The 17,024-nt window shown below is 48.9% G+C and carries 16 protein-coding genes; all 16 read right to left on the bottom strand.

The window, feature by feature from the left end; genetic code table 11:
• Positions 1-28: 28 nt before the first annotated feature.
• On the bottom strand, positions 29-1,273 hold the full coding sequence (locus GYRE_RS17585; protein ID WP_051860987.1) for a hypothetical protein: 1,245 nt from the start codon (positions 1,271-1,273) through the stop codon (positions 29-31).
• Positions 1,274-1,322: 49 nt separating this feature from the next.
• Positions 1,323-3,374, bottom strand: coding sequence for a type III secretion system translocon subunit SseC family protein (sctE, locus tag GYRE_RS17580; RefSeq protein WP_006820273.1), 2,052 nt, complete (start codon positions 3,372-3,374; stop codon positions 1,323-1,325).
• A 2-nt stretch (positions 3,375-3,376) separates the two neighbouring features.
• Positions 3,377-3,928, bottom strand: a complete 552-nt coding sequence (sicA, locus tag GYRE_RS17575) for a type III secretion system translocator chaperone SicA (RefSeq protein ID WP_038257011.1) — start codon at positions 3,926-3,928, stop codon at positions 3,377-3,379.
• Between the two features lie 132 nt (positions 3,929-4,060).
• Positions 4,061-5,173, bottom strand: coding sequence for an EscU/YscU/HrcU family type III secretion system export apparatus switch protein (locus GYRE_RS17570; RefSeq protein WP_006820275.1), 1,113 nt, complete (start codon positions 5,171-5,173; stop codon positions 4,061-4,063).
• 12 nt (positions 5,174-5,185) lie between these two features.
• Positions 5,186-5,950: a type III secretion system export apparatus subunit SctT gene (sctT, locus tag GYRE_RS17565; protein ID WP_038257008.1), complete on the bottom strand. Its 765-nt coding sequence runs from the start codon at positions 5,948-5,950 to the stop codon at positions 5,186-5,188.
• A 12-nt stretch (positions 5,951-5,962) separates the two neighbouring features.
• On the bottom strand, positions 5,963-6,217 hold the full coding sequence (gene sctS, locus GYRE_RS17560; RefSeq protein WP_006820278.1) for a type III secretion system export apparatus subunit SctS: 255 nt from the start codon (positions 6,215-6,217) through the stop codon (positions 5,963-5,965).
• Positions 6,214-6,885: an EscR/YscR/HrcR family type III secretion system export apparatus protein gene (locus tag GYRE_RS17555; protein WP_038257006.1), complete on the bottom strand. Its 672-nt coding sequence runs from the start codon at positions 6,883-6,885 to the stop codon at positions 6,214-6,216. Before GYRE_RS17555 ends, sctS begins: the two co-directional genes overlap by 4 nt.
• The gene (locus GYRE_RS17550) at positions 6,875-7,798 is read right to left on the bottom strand and encodes a FliM/FliN family flagellar motor switch protein (protein ID WP_038257004.1); all 924 of its coding nucleotides are present in this window, start codon (positions 7,796-7,798) and stop codon (positions 6,875-6,877) included. The genes GYRE_RS17555 and GYRE_RS17550 overlap by 11 nt, the downstream gene beginning before the upstream one ends.
• Positions 7,795-8,826 carry a SpaN/EivJ family type III secretion system needle length determinant gene (locus GYRE_RS17545; protein ID WP_038257003.1) on the bottom strand — a complete coding sequence of 344 codons (1,032 nt, stop codon included), beginning with the start codon at positions 8,824-8,826 and terminating at the stop codon, positions 7,795-7,797. Before GYRE_RS17545 ends, GYRE_RS17550 begins: the two co-directional genes overlap by 4 nt.
• Positions 8,807-9,268 carry a hypothetical protein gene (locus GYRE_RS17540; protein WP_006820282.1) on the bottom strand — a complete coding sequence of 154 codons (462 nt, stop codon included), beginning with the start codon at positions 9,266-9,268 and terminating at the stop codon, positions 8,807-8,809. The genes GYRE_RS17545 and GYRE_RS17540 overlap by 20 nt, the downstream gene beginning before the upstream one ends.
• Positions 9,252-10,547, bottom strand: coding sequence for a type III secretion system ATPase SctN (gene sctN, locus GYRE_RS17535; RefSeq protein ID WP_006820283.1), 1,296 nt, complete (start codon positions 10,545-10,547; stop codon positions 9,252-9,254). Before sctN ends, GYRE_RS17540 begins: the two co-directional genes overlap by 17 nt.
• A gap of 17 nt (positions 10,548-10,564) precedes the next feature.
• The gene (locus GYRE_RS17530) at positions 10,565-10,972 is read right to left on the bottom strand and encodes an InvB/SpaK family type III secretion system chaperone (protein ID WP_006820284.1); all 408 of its coding nucleotides are present in this window, start codon (positions 10,970-10,972) and stop codon (positions 10,565-10,567) included.
• A gap of 12 nt (positions 10,973-10,984) precedes the next feature.
• Entirely contained in the window at positions 10,985-13,036 is a 2,052-nt protein-coding gene (locus GYRE_RS17525; protein WP_006820285.1) for an EscV/YscV/HrcV family type III secretion system export apparatus protein, read from the bottom strand.
• A 47-nt stretch (positions 13,037-13,083) separates the two neighbouring features.
• Positions 13,084-14,205, bottom strand: coding sequence for a type III secretion system gatekeeper subunit SctW (gene sctW / locus GYRE_RS17520; RefSeq protein ID WP_006820286.1), 1,122 nt, complete (start codon positions 14,203-14,205; stop codon positions 13,084-13,086).
• Positions 14,206-14,219: 14 nt separating this feature from the next.
• Entirely contained in the window at positions 14,220-16,001 is a 1,782-nt protein-coding gene (sctC, locus tag GYRE_RS17515) for a type III secretion system outer membrane ring subunit SctC (protein ID WP_038257000.1), read from the bottom strand.
• Positions 15,994-16,863: a helix-turn-helix domain-containing protein gene (locus tag GYRE_RS17510; RefSeq protein WP_006820288.1), complete on the bottom strand. Its 870-nt coding sequence runs from the start codon at positions 16,861-16,863 to the stop codon at positions 15,994-15,996. Before GYRE_RS17510 ends, sctC begins: the two co-directional genes overlap by 8 nt.
• Positions 16,864-17,024 lie beyond the last annotated feature (161 nt).

Below are 17,024 nucleotides of genomic sequence, written 5' to 3'. Positions count from 1 at the left end.
CCCTGCATACGTTGCTTATTCTTCAGATTTAGCGTGTACGTTCCGCGATGGAAGATACCGCGCTGTTATTAGCGTTGAGTATGGTGTCGGTCATGCTTCTGATGGCCGCATTGGTCTCAGCGGCCTTCTTGGCCGTTTGACTTTGGGTATTGGCCAGTTCGTTGTTAACATCACGGTCGGCACGGGCCAGCTCTGCCTCTTTCTGCTTCTCAGCAGCTGATACGCCAAATGCCCCTTCAACAGCTCCCTGCCCGGAACGAATGCCCTGGTTGGCGTACTCGGCAGTAATACGGCTCTTCTGCGTCGCAAGCTGCACCGAATTGTGGGTATCACGCTTAAGCGCGCTGGCGTGCATATCAGCGGCCTGCGGATGTGCCATGGTAGCCTCAACATCGCCGGACAGCTTTTTGTTCTGATGAACCATGGTGTCTTTACCACTCTTAATCGCGGTCTGATGCTCGCGAACGCCAAGCTCAAGGTTGCGGGCCGGCTTCAGATTCTTGGTGATGGAAGTGCCTTCTTTATTTAGCGCCTTCATCTGGGTCGCGGTCGTTGCTCCCTGGCCTGCAATACCCAGCGCGCCGGAGGTGATTGCCCCGTTGAGATTCTGTCGAGCAGCCTCAATGGTTTTATTACCTGCACGAGCCGCCGCATCTACGCTACGGTTTGTTGCCGCCGCCGCCGCTTTGTTGGCATCTCGTTCAGCATTTAGCATTACGGTGGTGATGGTATTGCTCACCTCGAGCTGCTTCATAGAACCCACAATGTTGATGAACCGTGGGCCTGCTGCATCTGCAGCAGTGATATCAGTGCCGCCTTCAACAGCGGGCTGTGAACGAGCTTGAACAGCGGAAGACGAAGCAGTGCTCACGGTTGACTGACTGTCACTCTTACCAATATCTGCAGATTTATTATTTGGCTGCGTAATATTGATCTGTGACGTTAATATTCCAGGCACGGAGGCTGCCAGGCGCTCTGCTTTATTTGCATCCCCTTCCCCTGCGACGGATAATTTCACAGCTTTAGCCGGGGTATCAGTTTCAATATCTCCCCCTTTGCGTTTCTGTGCTGTAGATGACGCATGGGTTGTATCGGTACGCAGACTCTGCTTTTCCATCATCAACGACAGCATGCCCTCTTTTTTTGCGAGATCGGACATGTCCTGGACATTTCTTTTCTCTTCCTGAATGACAACATTTTTTGTTTCGACCTGAACGTCCTGCACTCGTAAATAACGTTCTGACGAACCAGCGCCAATAATTAGATCGGACATAATTGATAAAACTCCTTTATATTATTGCGGGTAAAAGTAGTCCCGCCGTTTATCCGGCAACTGCACTCATTTGTTTAGTAATATATTTACCAGCCTGCGCCTGGTTTTCCGCAACCGTTGAGATATTGCGCACAATCTCACTGACCGATTCCATTCGATGGGTAAAGCTATCGATGGCGCGATTCATCATTTCGTTAAGCAAATCCTGAAGTGCTGCGTCCTTCATCATTTCAGCTCTGATCTTCGACGCTTCCAGCAACATACTGGCCGTAACAATCCCGACAGCCGCCTGGCTTGAGGTATTGACCACGCTCAGGCCCACCACCGCCTTCTGGCTGTAGTTAGAAACTTTGGCCATTTGCAGCTCGTCTGCACCCAATGAACGGCCAAAACCTTTACTTAGCCGCTTAATGACCTGGCCGATAGCACTGTCCATCAATTTTTGCATGGTAGATTTTGTCGCCTTTTCAGCCACTTCTTGCGCTACCTCTTCCGCAACTTCCTTCACCGCGGTGCGCACAACGTTTTTGGTGACGTCCTTAACGACCTCTTTTTCCACTTCAACAGCAACATTTTTGGCCATGGTCTTACCGGCTTCTTCTGCCACGTCGACACCAATCTTTTTCATCACCGTGCCAAAAACTTTGCTCATCACGCTACCCGCCACCATTACGCCGGCGACGAGTACCGCCGCCGCCGCGATCGCCCCGAGGATTTGTCCTACCATGTCTGCCGTGTCTTTATCGACGCCGAAAGATTGAAGAATGGCTGAGAATATTTTGCCCATCATCTCCATCAGCGGTTTCACGACTGCATCCATCAGCGGCTGCATCGCGTCGGCCATAAATGAACGACCGGTCACGGCCTGGCTTATCTCATCACCAATCGCCAGCGCCAGCCCAACGGCCGCCAGTGCCAAAGAAGCGCCGCCAGTGAATGCCGCAGCGGCAAAACTGACCGCCGTAACAATCCAGCCCAAAATCTTGCCGATGCAGCCCATCGTCTTCTGCATTTCTTCAGCTTTACGCACTTCTTCTTCGTATTCCTTGGCCTTTTTCTCCGCGTCCTTGGCCGCTGCTTCTGCCAATTTTTGCTTCAGCTCCGCCGACGCCTGAAGGTCGTCGCTGGAACTTTTGTTAATCAACTGCGCCATCAGGGCCATGAGGAACGTCAAGGTTTTAGACTCTGCATCTGCCTCCTTACGCCGCTGTTCAATGGTGCTTTGCTGCTGTGGGTTGAACGAATCAACCATCTTCTGCGACTTAGCCTGCGTCGCTTCTAATGCCGATCGGGAGCTTTTCTCCGCAGCTATTGCAGGATTCAACGTATTATTAGCAAAGTGGTTATAGGCGGTTGTGGCCTGGGTGAGGTTAGCCTGCGCAGCGTTCACCGCCGTTTTAGCAGCATCAATCTTGCCCTGCAGTTCTTCAGAAACCGGGTCTTGTTTAGCGGCTTCAGCCTCAAGTGCCGCTAATTTTCTTTGCGCGTCATCAAGCGCAGATTGGGCCTTTCCGACATCCTCTGAAAGCGCATCCGCCTGCTGTTGCGCAGCCTTAAGGGCGTCCGCATCGCTTGCCCACTCCTTCCCCTGCTGCTCTAACTGGGCGGCCATCTCGGAATAGGCATTCGCGGCGCCATCCATCATGGCGTTGATGCCCTGCAGCTGGGAGAGCAGGTTACTTATCGACGTTTCATTCGTGAGCTGCATGACTTTCCCGAGCAATGCCGTCGCCCAGGCCGAAGCAGAAAGCTTCGCTTCGCTGCCGCTTTTTACCGCAGCGTGCTCGCGGCTCGCCGGAGACTTAAGTTGAGGAATGTCCTGGTTATCTAAGTTCGTTCTTGGGGTATTCCCGTTGACGGTATTGATAGTCGATTTCAAAAGCTTGAGCAGTTGGTTGGGCTGCAGGGTTTGCAGCGCGCCCTTAACTGAATTCAGCTGTGGATGATCTTTTAGCTCCGCATTGCCAAGGCGTTTTGCCTGTACGGTTTGTTTTTTTAACTCAACATCGCCCGCTTCCATCCCCGCTTGATGTTGATCTACCGGCTCTTTGGTCGCTTGCTCCAGAATGACTGGCTGCGCCACCTGCCTGATTATCTCCATAATTATTCCTCATTAAGTTTCTCCTCTTCAGGAGTATCGGTCTTGTCATTATTTATTTTATTAAGTGCGGAAATGTAGGCTTTCGCCTTTTCACTTAATAACTCGTCTTTACACCTGCTAATAACAATATCGAAGCATTTTCGAGCCTGCACACCCTGTCGCAGCATCAGGTTACATTGCCCCGCATAAAACATCGGCCGGTAGTCCTCTTTCGATAAGGAATAAGCAAGCGCATAAAATTCGATGGCTTTAGCATAATTCTTTTTAAGCTGATAGACCGCCGCAAGGCCCATTGCATATTCAGGATTATAAAAATCATAAATACACAGAAAGCGGAACAGAGACTCGGCATCGTCCAACTTTCCATGATGATAAAAATCATACGCTAGCTTATAAACGTCCTGCATAGTGTCATTATGAACGGCATAAACGTCCTTAAGCGTCGCTCCGTTCTGAATAGCATCCAGCAGGCTTTCAGCATAAGCATCGAGTTGCTCATCACTTTTAAATTCTTCTTCATCGTTGAGTAAATCCAACATATTTTTATTAGCCATTGCAACCTCTTTCCTTATTAATTGTTAACATCTAAAAACAGCCAATTAAGCCAAAGGCGAACAGTGAAGAAGATATAATCATCATACTGTTGCGCCCCGATAGTTAATACAAAAAAACCGCACAGGTGTCCGCTACGATTGGCCCGTTGGCGGTTGCTGATTTTCCAGCAATGTAGATTCGGCCTCCTCGTCAGCCGTCGCCATCTGAGTCATGCCCGCGGTTTCAACCTGACGCAGCCAGATAAGAATGTCCATAACGTCAATCAGCACGTCGTCATTTAGCGAAATGAAACTGTACTGGCTATAGGTGCGATACAGCCTGCGGGTCAGCGGAATATTGCGTACTACCGGCACGCCAATTTTTTCCGCATAGGCAATCGCTGCTTTGGCCTTCATATTGGTACAACGCAGGGCAATAAAGGGTAGCGATGCCACTTCCGGGTTAAAATAGATAGCCATCGCGATATGTGTTGGGTTTGCCATCACCACCTCGGAATTTCTGACCGCCGCCATTTCCTCCCCGGAAAGTATCTCCTGGTGCGCTCGCCGCCTGGCACTTTTAATCTGTGGATTGCCGTCGCTCTCTTTACGCTCCTGTTTGACCTCATGTTTATCCATTTTGAGATCTTTGAAATGGAGAAAATATTCAACGATAAAATCTGCAATCAGCACAAAAACAGACCAGCCGATAAACACCAGCACGGCCTTCAGCGTCAGCGAAACCCAACAAGCAATAAGCCCGGCAATATCGGTCCGATAAAGCGTCAATGCCTGGCGAAGGTCGTTGTGAATCAGACTGTAACAGGTCGCCGCAAATACAATGAGATAGCAAACTGATTTCACCAGCTCTTTTACCGTACGCATACTGAAGATCTTTTTTACCCCTTCCACCGGGTTTAGCGCCTTGAAATTTAGCTTGATGGCTTCAGTTGCAATAGAAAAACCAGTCTGCAGTAAGGTTGCGGCCATACCAACCAGCGCACAGAGCGCAATAAATGGCAGGCTAAGCAGAAAGAAAATTCGCATTAAGCCCATGAGGAAATCATTTATTCCAATCTGCGTGCTGTACAGCAGGGTCATGGAGTAAAAATGGGTAAAATCACTGAAACTCATGCCATAGGCCAGGTAAAAAATCCCGGCCAGCAGTATCACCGTGGTAATAAGATCCTTACTTTTAAAAGTCTGGCCCTTTTTAGACGAGTCCCTGCGCTTTTTATTGGTAGGCTGTTCTGTTTTTTCTGCCATAGAAATATTTCCTCAGGGAAGGAATTGCTGAAAACCTGAAAGCGAGAACATGTGCAGCGGCTTCTCAGACAGCGAGTGAAAGCCGTAGAAAAGGAAAACTGCGAAGGCGATAAAGCTCTTAATGGTTAGAGACAATGAAAAAGGGTTTAGCTGTGGGCAATAACGCGCAAACACGCCGAGCAAAATTTCGGCGATCATCATCACTAACATTACCGGCGCAGCAAGGAGAATACTGTTTTGCATTAATACCACCAGCAGATGTCCGGCCTGTTCCCAGTGAACACCGTCTAAGGAACTCCCTCGTGGAAGCATTTGATAGCTTTGCGCCATCACTTCCAGAAGCAGCCGCATTCCTCCGCTGGCAAAAAAAATAGCGCCGAAGGCAAAGTTTAGAAAACCCGATAATATCGAACTTTGCACCCCGTTAACCGGGTCGATACTGTCACTGATTGTCGCGCCGCGTTGGTTATCAAGAATTTCACCAAGGCCAATGATTACCCAGAAAGGTATACACAGCGTAAACGCTAAAATTAACCCGACAATACATTCTTTAATTATAATGATAAGCCAGCCCTGCTCCGGATATAATATCGTTTCAAAACAGGGCCAAAGACCGATGATCGCCAGAGAGATAAGCGTGTTTTTAATAATCAGATTTGATAGAACCCGTTCGCCCAGCACCGGCAGCATATAAAAGACGATCGCCAACCGCGCGTAAACGATGACAAAAGTCAGCACGCTGTGCTGAAAATTAAGATAGAACGCCACAAACAGCATATATTTTCCGTTTTAACGAAAAGCCATATAAAAAGCCTGAGTGGCGAAATTCATCATTTCGGCCGAAAACCACTCCATTAGCATAAAAATGCTGGCAAATACCGCCAGCATTTTCAGCCCAAAAGGCAGCGTTTGTTCCTGAATTTGCATGATTGTCTGAAACAGGCCAACGATAATGCCAACGATGGTAGCAAAGGCGATAGGCACCGCCGTTAGCTTTAGTACAACTAGCAGCGCGGAATTGCCAATAAATAATACATTACTCATGATGTCATCAGATCGGCATACTGGGCGATCAGTCCTTTAGTTAACATACTCCAACCGTTCATTGAGACGAACAGAATGAGCTTAATAGGAATCGAGATGGTCACCGGGCTCATCATCATCATCCCCAACGCCAGTAGGATGCTAGAAACCACCATATCGATGACCACAAACGGGACGTAAAGATAAAACGCAATTTTAAATGCGCTCTGAATTTCGCTTAGCGCATAGGCTGGCATCAGTGTCATGAGCGGCAGGTCCGTTAATTCATGGTCCTCCACTTCAGGCTCCGGCTCACCGGTTCTTTGCTGCTGTACTCTATTAAAAAACCGGATTAAGTCATGATCGGAATAATTCACCAGATAAGCCCGGTAACTTCCCAATCCCTGATCCATAAGTTGAGTTACCGAACTGCTGTCATTGAAGTCAATATGATTTTCTTCTATATAGCCGGAAATTTTCTGACACACAGGCATCATGACAAAAGCGCTTAGAATAAGCGCAACACCATTTAAGGTTAAGGTCGACGGTACCTGTTGGATCCCCAGAGCATTGCGCACCATCACCAGCACGATGGAGAACTTAATAAAGCAAGTCCCCCCGGCAATAATAAAAGGCAATAAGGTAAAAAACGACAATAGCGCAATTAAAGAAATATCATTACTCAACATCAGGCTGCACCCTGTTACCTGGCAGAGTGGGGTTCACGTGATTAACCTCAACCGCCAGTGATCCATTCTCCAGAGCCACCAGCTCACCGCGGGCAAATAGCTTTTTGTTGAGGTAAATTTTAATATTTTGTTCCGCCTGTGGGGTCAGCTCCAATGACGTGCCCGGCGTTATTGCATCTAATTCCGCCAGGGTCACCGTCCGGCCATCCAGCACAAATTCAATATTGACGGGCAGGCTGGTCCAGTCGTGCAAAACCTCATCTTCATAATATTCCTGGTAATGCTCTTTTAACTGCTCTTCCACAATAACCTCCTGATTAGGGTAATAACTCAGTTTAAAAAGTCGTCGTTCGCCTACCGCCAGATGGGACAAGTTCTGTTTTATCAGCAGCAAATCCCCTACTGCCACGTCTGCTAACTGGGCAAGAGAAAGCTGGCTGTATCCCAGCACGTAGTTCAGCTGGAAAGGCACCTGATTGGCGGAGATGGCCGGCACATGCAATGCGCGCTCCCCGCTCGGTGGCCAGTCAAGGCACAGCAACTGGCAAGGCTCTGCGGGGATCGCAAGCGCCTTTTCCGGCAGGGCACCTGCGGGTAACGTAATTTGTGCCGCATCCCACACCTGCTCCTCGATCAAAAAGCTCAGTTCGAGATGGTTTAACCAGCGCGCCAGATAGTTGAGGGGAACCTCCGACCATGGGATGTCGGGCAGGTGGACATCCATGTAGCCGAGCCAGGCGTCAACGCTAAGCCAAGCCTGCGCCCGGTTACCCTGCTTATCCTCAAGCTGCACCTGCAGATAGCACTCTTGCCTGCTAAACCCAACGATCTCGCTACCGGGGTGATGGTTACGCAGCAGTTCAAGCGCCAGTTGGCGGCCGTCAAGCTTGCGTAAATGACCTCTCAAACTCATTCCTGATCCTCATCCTGCTGTTGCTGCTGCCGGCGCTGCTGCTGTTCATCTCGCTCCTGCTGTGGGCGCAGAAGATCGGGGCTGAGACCTGTCAAATGGCCCATATTACGGAGCAGCACATCCGCTGCACGAGCATCAGAAGGAAGCAAAGTGACATTCCCTTCCCGGCGTGCTTCGGTTGGCACCGAAATTCTGACCGAATGGTCGCCAGACCAGCGTTGAAACTGGTAGTTCACTTCGAGCATCTGGCCTTCGTTTCCGCCTTTCACCCCGCTTCCCAAACCGGCCTGAGTTTTCAACTGCTGGAGCGTTGCGGGGCTATTTCTGCTTTGTGCCGCTGCTTCGCCCTGCTTTGGCACCACGCTATCCAGCTGCTTCTCCCCCTGCCAAAACGGTCTTACTTCGCCAGAGTCTTCCTTTATCCGTAACGGCTTTTCCTGGCGGCCCGCTTCAGCCGCCGGGGGAGATACAGTGACGATGACCGGGTTTACCAGGGCGGCAGCCTGAGAGTGCTGAGCCGTTGCGGATTGATGAAGTTTTGTAACCGCGTCTATGAACGTATTTGTTGCAACGTTTACGGCTACAGGAGTGGTGGATGGTCCCTCGGACCTGGATGCACTTGCCGCAGCCTTGTTGCTTAACGGGTCGGTGACCCCGCCTTTTTGGACGATGACGGAGTTTTTGCCTGTATTCGCTGTAGCCATCTGGCCAGTAAAGGCCAACGCCACCTGCCGGCGCAGGCCATCGCCCTTCTTCGTCTGGCGTGGATCTGCGGCAAGGCTCAAAGAGGCGCTAGCGACTTCTTTAGCCGCCTGCTTCTCGGTTTTATGCAGGCCTCCCGCCTGTGCTAAGGGAGTCGTTAACCGAACCAGAGCGCCAGGCGGTAGCATGGCGGCCAGCGAAATATTCTCGCCGCCCTCATTCTGTTTTTTCTTTTTCGCTATATGTTTTAGCAGCGCGTTGTCATCCGGCGTTGAATCCCCCTTCAACGCAACGCTCATACTGACTTCAGAAACTTTTTCTACCATAACCCGCAATCTCCTGAATTTCGTTTTCTGCATCATTGTCGCAGCGGCGTATATATTCGCGGCGCAGCGGCTGTAAATAATAAGAAAGTTTGTAGTGCTTTTTATCCAACAGAATCATTGCGGCGCGATGCTGCTCAAGTTTGTTCTCCAGATTATATTTTTCATTTTCCAGCTGATTTATTTTATGAAGAACCAACTGCTGGTGAGTCAATAAAGCTCCCTGTTGCCTTATTCCCTTATAAATATCCGCACGGCTGTGTAAACCGGAAGGGGTTAACATTCTTATCTGCTGGTTAATATCCGCACACTCCTGCTGATACTCAGCAATTGTCAGCCTTATTTTCGCTAATCGGTTTTCCGTTTTTACGATATCGCCCTGCAAAATCTGTTGTTTGCGCTCCAGCAGGGAGACAAACTCACACCCTTTACGCCACGCTTCCATGTAAGCTCTCCAGACAGGCCTGCATGCCGGTTTTTTCGTCCATGCTTTGTTGGAGAAAAGCTTCCATCTGGTTTTTGCGATCAAAAGCGGCATCGTTCTCCGGATTCTCGCCGCGCCGATATTCGCCGAGATCCAGATAGAGCTGCATCTCTTTTTGACGTACCAGATATTCACGAAAGCGTTTTGCTAGCTGACGGTGTTCCGGGTCGGTTACCTGTAAAAATACGCGGCTAATGCTCTGCATAATATCAATCGCCGGATAGTGTCCCTTCGCGGCCAGTTTTTTGCTAAGATAAATATGCCCGTCAAGAATCGAGCGGACCTCATCGCCAATGACATCCGACTCCTCCTCATTTTCAATCAGCACCGTATAAAAGGCAGTGATAGAACCGGTTAAAAAGCGTCCAGGCCGCTCCAGTAATTTCGGCAAAGCCTCAAATACGGATGCCGGGTAGCCCCTTCGGGCGGGCAGTTCTCCCATGCTTAGCGCCACATCACGCAGCGCTCGCGCATAGCGGGTTATCGAGTCTATAAACAGAAGTACGTTTTTACCCTGCTCGCTAAAGAACTCGGCTATCGTCGTGGCAATCTGCGCCGCGTTGCAGCGCTCAACGCAGGAACGGTCTGACGTTGCGTAAACCAGCACGATCTGTGAACAGCGCGACGAACGCTTCAACTCTTCAACAAACTCGGTGACTTCACGTCCACGCTCGCCAATAAGCCCGATGACGTAGATATCCGCTTCGGAATGTTCAACGATCATGCTCATCAAAGAGGTTTTACCGCAGCCCGCCGCAGCAAAAATCCCCATACGCTGTCCCTTGCCGCAGGTCAGCAGACCATCAATTGCCCTGACGCCGGTCGCCAGAGATTTAGCGATAGGCTTGCGCTGGGTAAAATCTTTAGGCGCCCCGCAGGCCTCCAGGCTTTGCGCACCGGTCAAACTCTGCTGCACGGCGTTGTCCAGGCGACCGCGAACAGTACCGGTTGCGTCAATGATTGCCCCGGCGATATTTTTATGAACATCGATACGAAAAGGCTTGCCGGTCGGCAGCAGGACATTGCTGCGTGAAAAGCCCTGATTATCGTTAAGCAAGCTCAGTAACGTATGTTCCTTATTGAACCCAATCACCTGGGCCGTCCCCAGCACTTCGGGTTCAAGTAATGATTTCTGAATCTCGCATATCTCACCGATGCGCGTCCCCGGCAAATGTGCTTCAATCACATTTCCCTGAATACGTAACGGGTGTGCCAGATGAACCAGGCATTGGGCTACCATTGTGTGAACCTCAGTAATTAAACCAGTACGGTACGGTATTCCTGCAAAATACTCAGGTAGTTATCCAGCATTGATAAAAAATCATCCGGCGCCTGCAGATATTTTTCTTTCACCTGAGCACGCAGTTCAATATTGCCGTCAACGGGGTATAGACACGGCTGTCCGGTGTAAAAATATTCTTCGTTATGATTCAGCATCAGCGGCAATAGACTCGTGCTGCAATAGCTTAAAGAGGCTGGAGCCTGCTCAACAATTTTTGCCCACACCCATACTTCATCATCTTCACTTCTGACGTGAATAGTTGGAATATCATCTTTCATATTCAGAGAGATGGTTGAGTGGTTGCTCAGATCGCTATCCAGGATATCAGCCATTCCGGCATCGTTAAGCATGGTGGAGAGCAGTGCAACAACGTCGTATTTCATTTATTACCTCAATTAATTTTCTAACGAACCAATGACATCAACATCCACACCGGATGCAACATCGCCATAAGAAAGCACTTCCATTTCCGGGTAGCTTCCTTCAATGATCTTTTTCACAAAGCGACGAATATCCAGTGATACCATCAAAATAATATCGCGAGCGTTAGCACCGTTGCTGCTAATGCATTGCTCGAGGCTTCTGATAATACTTTCAGTTTCCGGTGGCGGCAGATTGATAAATGTCCCGCCAGAAGTTTGGCGAATTCCACCACGAACCAGGCTCTCCATCTCGTGCGACATAACCAGAGTACGTATCTGCCCGTTGGCCGCAAAGCGGTTTGAGATATAACGTGATAACACACTGCGAACGTGCTCCACCAGCATAATGGGGTCCTTTTCCTTAGGCGCCCATTGGACTAAGGCCTCAAGAATCAGTCGCATATTGCGGATAGAAATACGCTCCTGTAATAGCCGTTGGAAAACCTCGGTAATACGCTGCACGGTATTATTTCGATAACACTCTTTGAGTAGCTCGGGATATTTTTTCTCCAAATCATCAAGCAGCGTTTTGGCCTCCTGAATGCCGAAGAACTCGGAAATATTGTGCACCAGCAAAGTGGAGACGCAGGCATAGAATTCATCGATCGCCGTTCTTGAATAAAAGCCAAGCTGTAAGGCTGTTTCACTCCGTTCTTCCGGGATCCAATAGGCGATACCCTGAGCCGTTTCTACCGCCTGCACGGTCGAGTCAATAACCTGCAGCTCGTCGCCACGCATCAGCACTTTGCACATGCCCGGTAAAATATCATACGTCGCAACCTGAATTTCATTGATTGCAACCGACAGCTTGCCGCGCACCATTTGCTGGTCGTAGTTCATCACTACTTCCGGCAGACGAACGCCGTACTCAACAAAGAAGTTACGCTTGAGCAGCGAGCACAAATTATGCTCCTGGAAATAGTTCTCGTAGCCTTTCCAGGCGGTAATGATGAGCGGAATCGTTTCTGGGATATATTCACCGTCGATCATCACCGGTTTGCTTTTCAGTACCGGTTCTTCATCTTCTTCTACAGAATTAACTGTCGGCTTTTTACCCTTTTTAGCATCAAGCTTATCCTTGATGAATATACCTAATAGTAAAGCGGCCAGCAGAGCGAAGACCGGCAGAGGAAAGCCCGGCAATAGCCCCAGAGCAATAGCCAATACGGCCGTAACAAGCAGGATGAATTTATTATGAAACATATCCTGCAAGATTTTCGAACCGAGGTTCGTATTCTCACTGTTATTTACGCGGGTGACAATCAGGCCGCCGCTGATGGAGATTAACAGCGCCGGGATTTGTGCAACCAGAGCGTCGCCAATGGTCAATAAAGTAAACACAGACATCGCATGGGATAAATCCATGCCGTGCTGTAATGTGCCCACAGCAATCCCACCCAGTAAGTTCACGAAGATAATAATGATCCCCGCGATGGCGTCGCCCTTAATAAACTTCATCGCACCATCAAGCGCGCCGTATAACTGGCTTTCAGCTTCAAGATCGCTGCGGCGACGCTTGACTTCTTTTTCATCGATAACCCCTGCCTTGAGGTCAGCATCGATGCTCATCTGCTTACCCGGCATGGCATCTAACGAGAATCGTGCGGCCACTTCCGCGATGCGCTCCGACCCTTTGGTGATGACGATAAACTGTACGATAGTAACGATAAAGAAGATTACAAAACCCACCACCAGGTTATCCGCAATGACAAACTCCCCGAAGCTGGCAATAATTTCCCCGGCGTCGGCATCTGCCAGCACCAGACGACTGGTACTGATTGAGATTGCCAGACGGAATATCGTACTAATGAGCAGAATTGATGGAAAAGTCGAAAAATCCAAAATCCTTGTAATATAAAAAGAACCCAAAAAAATCAGCAGTGCCATCGTCAGGTTGAGTCCAATAAGGAAATCAACCAGGTATGTTGGCAACGGGATAATCAACATCACCACGACCATAACCATTATCGTTAAGATAATAAGCTCTGGCCTGTTACGAATTTCAAGAATAAATCTTCTAAGCATGAGTAGTTGCACATCAATCCATGGCAGACAAACTAGTTTGTCTGCGACTATTTGTAATATTCATTCCAGATTCCGGTATTTTTCTCTTTTTCGAGCATTTTACGCAGCAACGCAGCCAGATGATTAACAATGACTTCCCGATAAAGCGTATCGACGAAGAGAAACTCAGGCGTCATATTATAAACATTGCGCAGTTCTTGAATGACCATCGACCGCTGCTTGAGCAACAGCAATGACATAAAATTTTTACTGAACTCTTTTAACGTTAATTTGAATTCGTCAGCATCCACTAAACCCGCCATATAAAGCCCTACAACATCCGCCTCGCCCAGCAACTGCTGATTATTTCTCATCTGCCCCCGAAATGGGAATTTAGCAAAACTTTCATTTAGCAGCTGGTCCAGCGTGTGGAGCAAGCGTGCATCTGACAGTTTTGCACTGAGCGGGCCAAATTCAGAAGAGTGAATACCGGGTTCATTGGCCTTCATATCAGCAATCAGTGCCGACAGCGTGAAGGCCAATAAACGCGTTCTGTTCTGATAACCATAAACATCAATCCAGTCTTTGTAGATAAATCCTGCGGGCATCTCGAGTTCAAGAAAATTAAGATAGCTATTGCGCAGATCCTTTGCCGACAGCGGCCTGTCACTGCTACCGTCGCTAAACCGTTTTGCCAGGCGACCTACATTCATTCCTGACTGCATTTTTTTGGTGTCGCCAAATTTCTCTAAATCGGCGATCGCTTCTTTAATTTTCTTCTTTTGAAGTTCAGAGAGCTGGCGGCTCAACAGCATTTCACGCAGCGCGAGCATTAAATCGCTGTCATCCGGGAAAAGCTGGCGGGCAAAGTTCAATAGGTTATTGAGGTCACGCAGTTTGGCCACATGCTTAATTAATGTGTCCAGTTTCTCATCAGCCAGATCCTCAAGCATAGAGGAGACAAAATCGTTATCTGCGCTGTCGTTTTTACGCCCGGCTTTGCTAAAGCGACCAAATGCGCTGAGGAGATCGGCCATTTCCTCAGCGGCATTACTCATCTCTTCCTGCAAATTAATCGGCAGCGCGTCTTCGCCCGCATCAAATACGGGCTGGCCTGCAGTATTACGATTTTCCGGGATTTGCGATTCAATGCGATTAAAGTCAACGCTAGCAACAGAACGAATGTCCATAACTCACCTGGTTCTTAATTGTTTTTCATCGTTTCACGTAACATGGAGACCGTCGATTTCAACGTTACCTCGTTCCCCACCCAAGTTCGGCCCAGCACGGGATTATTTTCCCCCGTTCCCCGACCCTGCCAGGTTTCGCCGCTTGCAAGTAAACTTGGCTGAATAAGGAATAAGCGAACCATTTTCTTGTGGCTGGTATAGCTGTAATCGAACAGCTTGCCCAATACAGGAATGTCGCGCAGGAGCGGGATACCCACGCTGTGATGTTCATCCTGGTCACGGCTGTAGCCACCGACCAGCAGGCTATAGCCCACAGGCACGCGCGCTTCCGTACTTATCTGGGTGTTATTCACCATTGGTAGGCTGTCGACATTTTCGGTTTTACCATCAGAGTTGAGGGGCAGACCTCCATCCTGAATATTCAGGATCATCTCAATCTCCTGCTGGCGCTGCGCCAGACGCGGCAATACGCTAATCATGGTGCCGTAGGTAATCTTTTCGAGTGAGGAGTTACGCTCTCCAATCAGTTTGGCGTAAAAGCTACTGTTATTATCAAATAGTGCCGGAACATTTTCCTGAGTCAGGATCTCCGGACGTGAAACCACCTGCGCATTGCCTTTTTTCGCAAGCGCGGATACGTCCGCCAGAAAATGAATGCTGTTTTCCGGAGTCAGCGAACTGGTATTAAAAGTAACGCCGGTATTGCCTATTTTTGCCGCACCCTGCCAGCGAATCCCCAGTTCGTTAATATCATCCTTCGAAATATCAATGATCCACAGCGACAGCTGAATCTGCTGTTTAGGGACATCAATAGCGCTGACTAAATCCTCAACAAAACTCACCTGCCTTTCGGAACCCTGAATGAGCAAGCTGTTGGTATCCGAGTAGCCGACAATATTGATGGACGATTGGCCGAGGGAATCTGACACATACTCCCGCTTCGCCGATGACCCCGAATTAAATGAAGGCAACGGCGGAAAATTTCCCTTCTGAGTGGCCGAAGCGGCCTCAAGCGCGCCTCGCGTATCATTATCTACGGTGATATTCGCCCCGGCCGGTGCTGAACGTCCACCACGGTTATCGACAGAGTTATTCAGCAACTGGTTCAGCACCGTCGCAACGCCCGACACGGTGACAGGGCTGTCACGCTGGGTAAAGGTGCGATCGTTCACAAAAGTGTTTTTAAGCTTGATCACGCGGATCGTGTTTTCACCCGTTCCGGGACGGGCATAGGTTGCATCAATATACTTTGCAGCCGCCGCGATAAGTTCGACATAGACCGGCGGCCCGGAGACATAAAAAGAGCCAGAGCGCCCGTCTGAACGCAGCGGGAAACGAGCGTCGTACAGCCCTGACGACTTGATGAAGGCCACCAGCCGGTCAAACGGCGCGTAGGACAAGCGCACAATGCTGCTTTTGATTTCGCTGGCATCGTAAACATACACGGAGCTGCCATCGTCATACCAGATAAGCCCTGTACGTGAAGCTAAGGTATTTAACAGCTCCTTCGGCTTACTAAGATCGAAATTTCCTGAGACCCGTTTTTTGGCCGCCTCCGTACTGACAACAAAGGGTTTATTCAGCGCGCCACCGATCACAAAGAAAAGCTGTTGGACGCTGTTATTACTGGCGACATAAGTATTTTCGTCATCCCGCGAACCGTTACGGACATCGACTGGGCCGCCCGAGTAATCCTGAGTATCCAACAATGCGCCGACCGCCGAATTACAGCTCAATACTCCCAGCAATAAATACGGCAGGTAGCGAACCGGCAGTTTCGCAACCATCTTATTCATGAAGCAAGCCTTCCAATTTTTTAAACTCCCTCGGTGTAATGCCGAACAGTGATTTGATTTCACTAGAAAAATGAGACGACGACGCATAGCCGTTATTTCCTGCGATAGCCGAAATTGAATTATCTTTTTCAATCAACTGCAGGGCACTGTGAGCCGCTCGCCAAAGGCGTAACTGTTTTTTTGGTCCCCTGGTAAAAGCATGGTGGCAAAGCTTCCTAAAATAGGATTCAGATACGCCGTAGATCTTACTGGCATTACCAATCTTATGACTGTCACTCTCCTTATCTTCATTCATTACCTGAGATAAAAGAAAATGGGCAATCCAATAGCTTTCGACATTCCTGACAAACGAAAATAGATTTCCCAGACGGTGGTCCTTGGGCTTTAATAATGTAAAAATCAACATCCCCATCAGCGATTTGCATTCATCGTCTACTAAAATTACCAGATTCCGCTCGGTATGCATCAGTAAGGAAGTATTTGTCTCCCCCTCGCGCGGCTCGGCGATAACGCTACGAGATTTAGCCTGGTAATCCAGGAATGAAAACAGCGTGGTGGCCTGTGACATCGACAGTATTTCAACCATCCAATCCCCCCCAAAAGCAATCTCCATGTTATCCAGAGTCGATAACACAATGGGGTGAAGAATATTATTCAGGCGATCGTCATAGTTCTCCCGCAGTTCACCTGAGGCAGACACAGCCATAACAGATTCACTGTTTAGCGGACGAGCAAACAACATGCCGTTATTTAATTCGATACATTCATCACTCACGAAAAGCAGCATTCCCGCATGCGCGCTATCATTTGCGCGTTGCCGAATTATGTTTTTCTGATGGCATTGAGCATTACTAACCAGCATAATTTCCTCTTACCTCAGTTTGTGTTTAGAAGTAATATTCAAGCACTCGATTAAGAACTATCTAATACAACACCTCGAAGTGCCGGTGAATTTATCAGAAAATTCTTGCTCGTCAATGCAAGTTGAAAGAGATAAAAAAAGAATAAATATCATAAAAAAAT

It is taken from the genome of Yokenella regensburgei ATCC 49455 (genome assembly GCF_000735455.1).
GTDB classification, from domain to species: Bacteria; Pseudomonadota; Gammaproteobacteria; order Enterobacterales; family Enterobacteriaceae; genus Yokenella; species Yokenella regensburgei.
This window is presented reverse-complemented; position numbering and strand designations above follow the sequence as displayed.

What these genes read in the sequence shown, in the direction of transcription:
- GYRE_RS17585 (WP_051860987.1), bottom strand. Translation starts at nt 1,273, where the DNA reads ATGTCCGATCTAATTATTGGCGCTGGTTCGTCAGAACGTTATTTACGA.
- sctE (WP_006820273.1), bottom strand. Translation starts at nt 3,374, where the DNA reads ATGGAGATAATCAGGCAGGTGGCGCAGCCAGTCATTCTGGAGCAAGCG.
- sicA (WP_038257011.1), bottom strand. Translation starts at nt 3,928, where the DNA reads ATGGCTAATAAAAATATGTTGGATTTACTCAACGATGAAGAAGAATTT.
- GYRE_RS17570 (WP_006820275.1), bottom strand. Translation starts at nt 5,173, where the DNA reads ATGGCAGAAAAAACAGAACAGCCTACCAATAAAAAGCGCAGGGACTCG.
- sctT (WP_038257008.1), bottom strand. Translation starts at nt 5,950, where the DNA reads ATGCTGTTTGTGGCGTTCTATCTTAATTTTCAGCACAGCGTGCTGACT.
- sctS (WP_006820278.1), bottom strand. Translation starts at nt 6,217, where the DNA reads ATGAGTAATGTATTATTTATTGGCAATTCCGCGCTGCTAGTTGTACTA.
- GYRE_RS17555 (WP_038257006.1), bottom strand. Translation starts at nt 6,885, where the DNA reads ATGTTGAGTAATGATATTTCTTTAATTGCGCTATTGTCGTTTTTTACC.
- GYRE_RS17550 (WP_038257004.1), bottom strand. Translation starts at nt 7,798, where the DNA reads ATGAGTTTGAGAGGTCATTTACGCAAGCTTGACGGCCGCCAACTGGCG.
- GYRE_RS17545 (WP_038257003.1), bottom strand. Translation starts at nt 8,826, where the DNA reads ATGGTAGAAAAAGTTTCTGAAGTCAGTATGAGCGTTGCGTTGAAGGGG.
- GYRE_RS17540 (WP_006820282.1), bottom strand. Translation starts at nt 9,268, where the DNA reads ATGGAAGCGTGGCGTAAAGGGTGTGAGTTTGTCTCCCTGCTGGAGCGC.
- sctN (WP_006820283.1), bottom strand. Translation starts at nt 10,547, where the DNA reads ATGGTAGCCCAATGCCTGGTTCATCTGGCACACCCGTTACGTATTCAG.
- GYRE_RS17530 (WP_006820284.1), bottom strand. Translation starts at nt 10,972, where the DNA reads ATGAAATACGACGTTGTTGCACTGCTCTCCACCATGCTTAACGATGCC.
- GYRE_RS17525 (WP_006820285.1), bottom strand. Translation starts at nt 13,036, where the DNA reads ATGCTTAGAAGATTTATTCTTGAAATTCGTAACAGGCCAGAGCTTATT.
- sctW (WP_006820286.1), bottom strand. Translation starts at nt 14,205, where the DNA reads ATGGACATTCGTTCTGTTGCTAGCGTTGACTTTAATCGCATTGAATCG.
- sctC (WP_038257000.1), bottom strand. Translation starts at nt 16,001, where the DNA reads ATGAATAAGATGGTTGCGAAACTGCCGGTTCGCTACCTGCCGTATTTA.
- GYRE_RS17510 (WP_006820288.1), bottom strand. Translation starts at nt 16,863, where the DNA reads ATGCTGGTTAGTAATGCTCAATGCCATCAGAAAAACATAATTCGGCAA.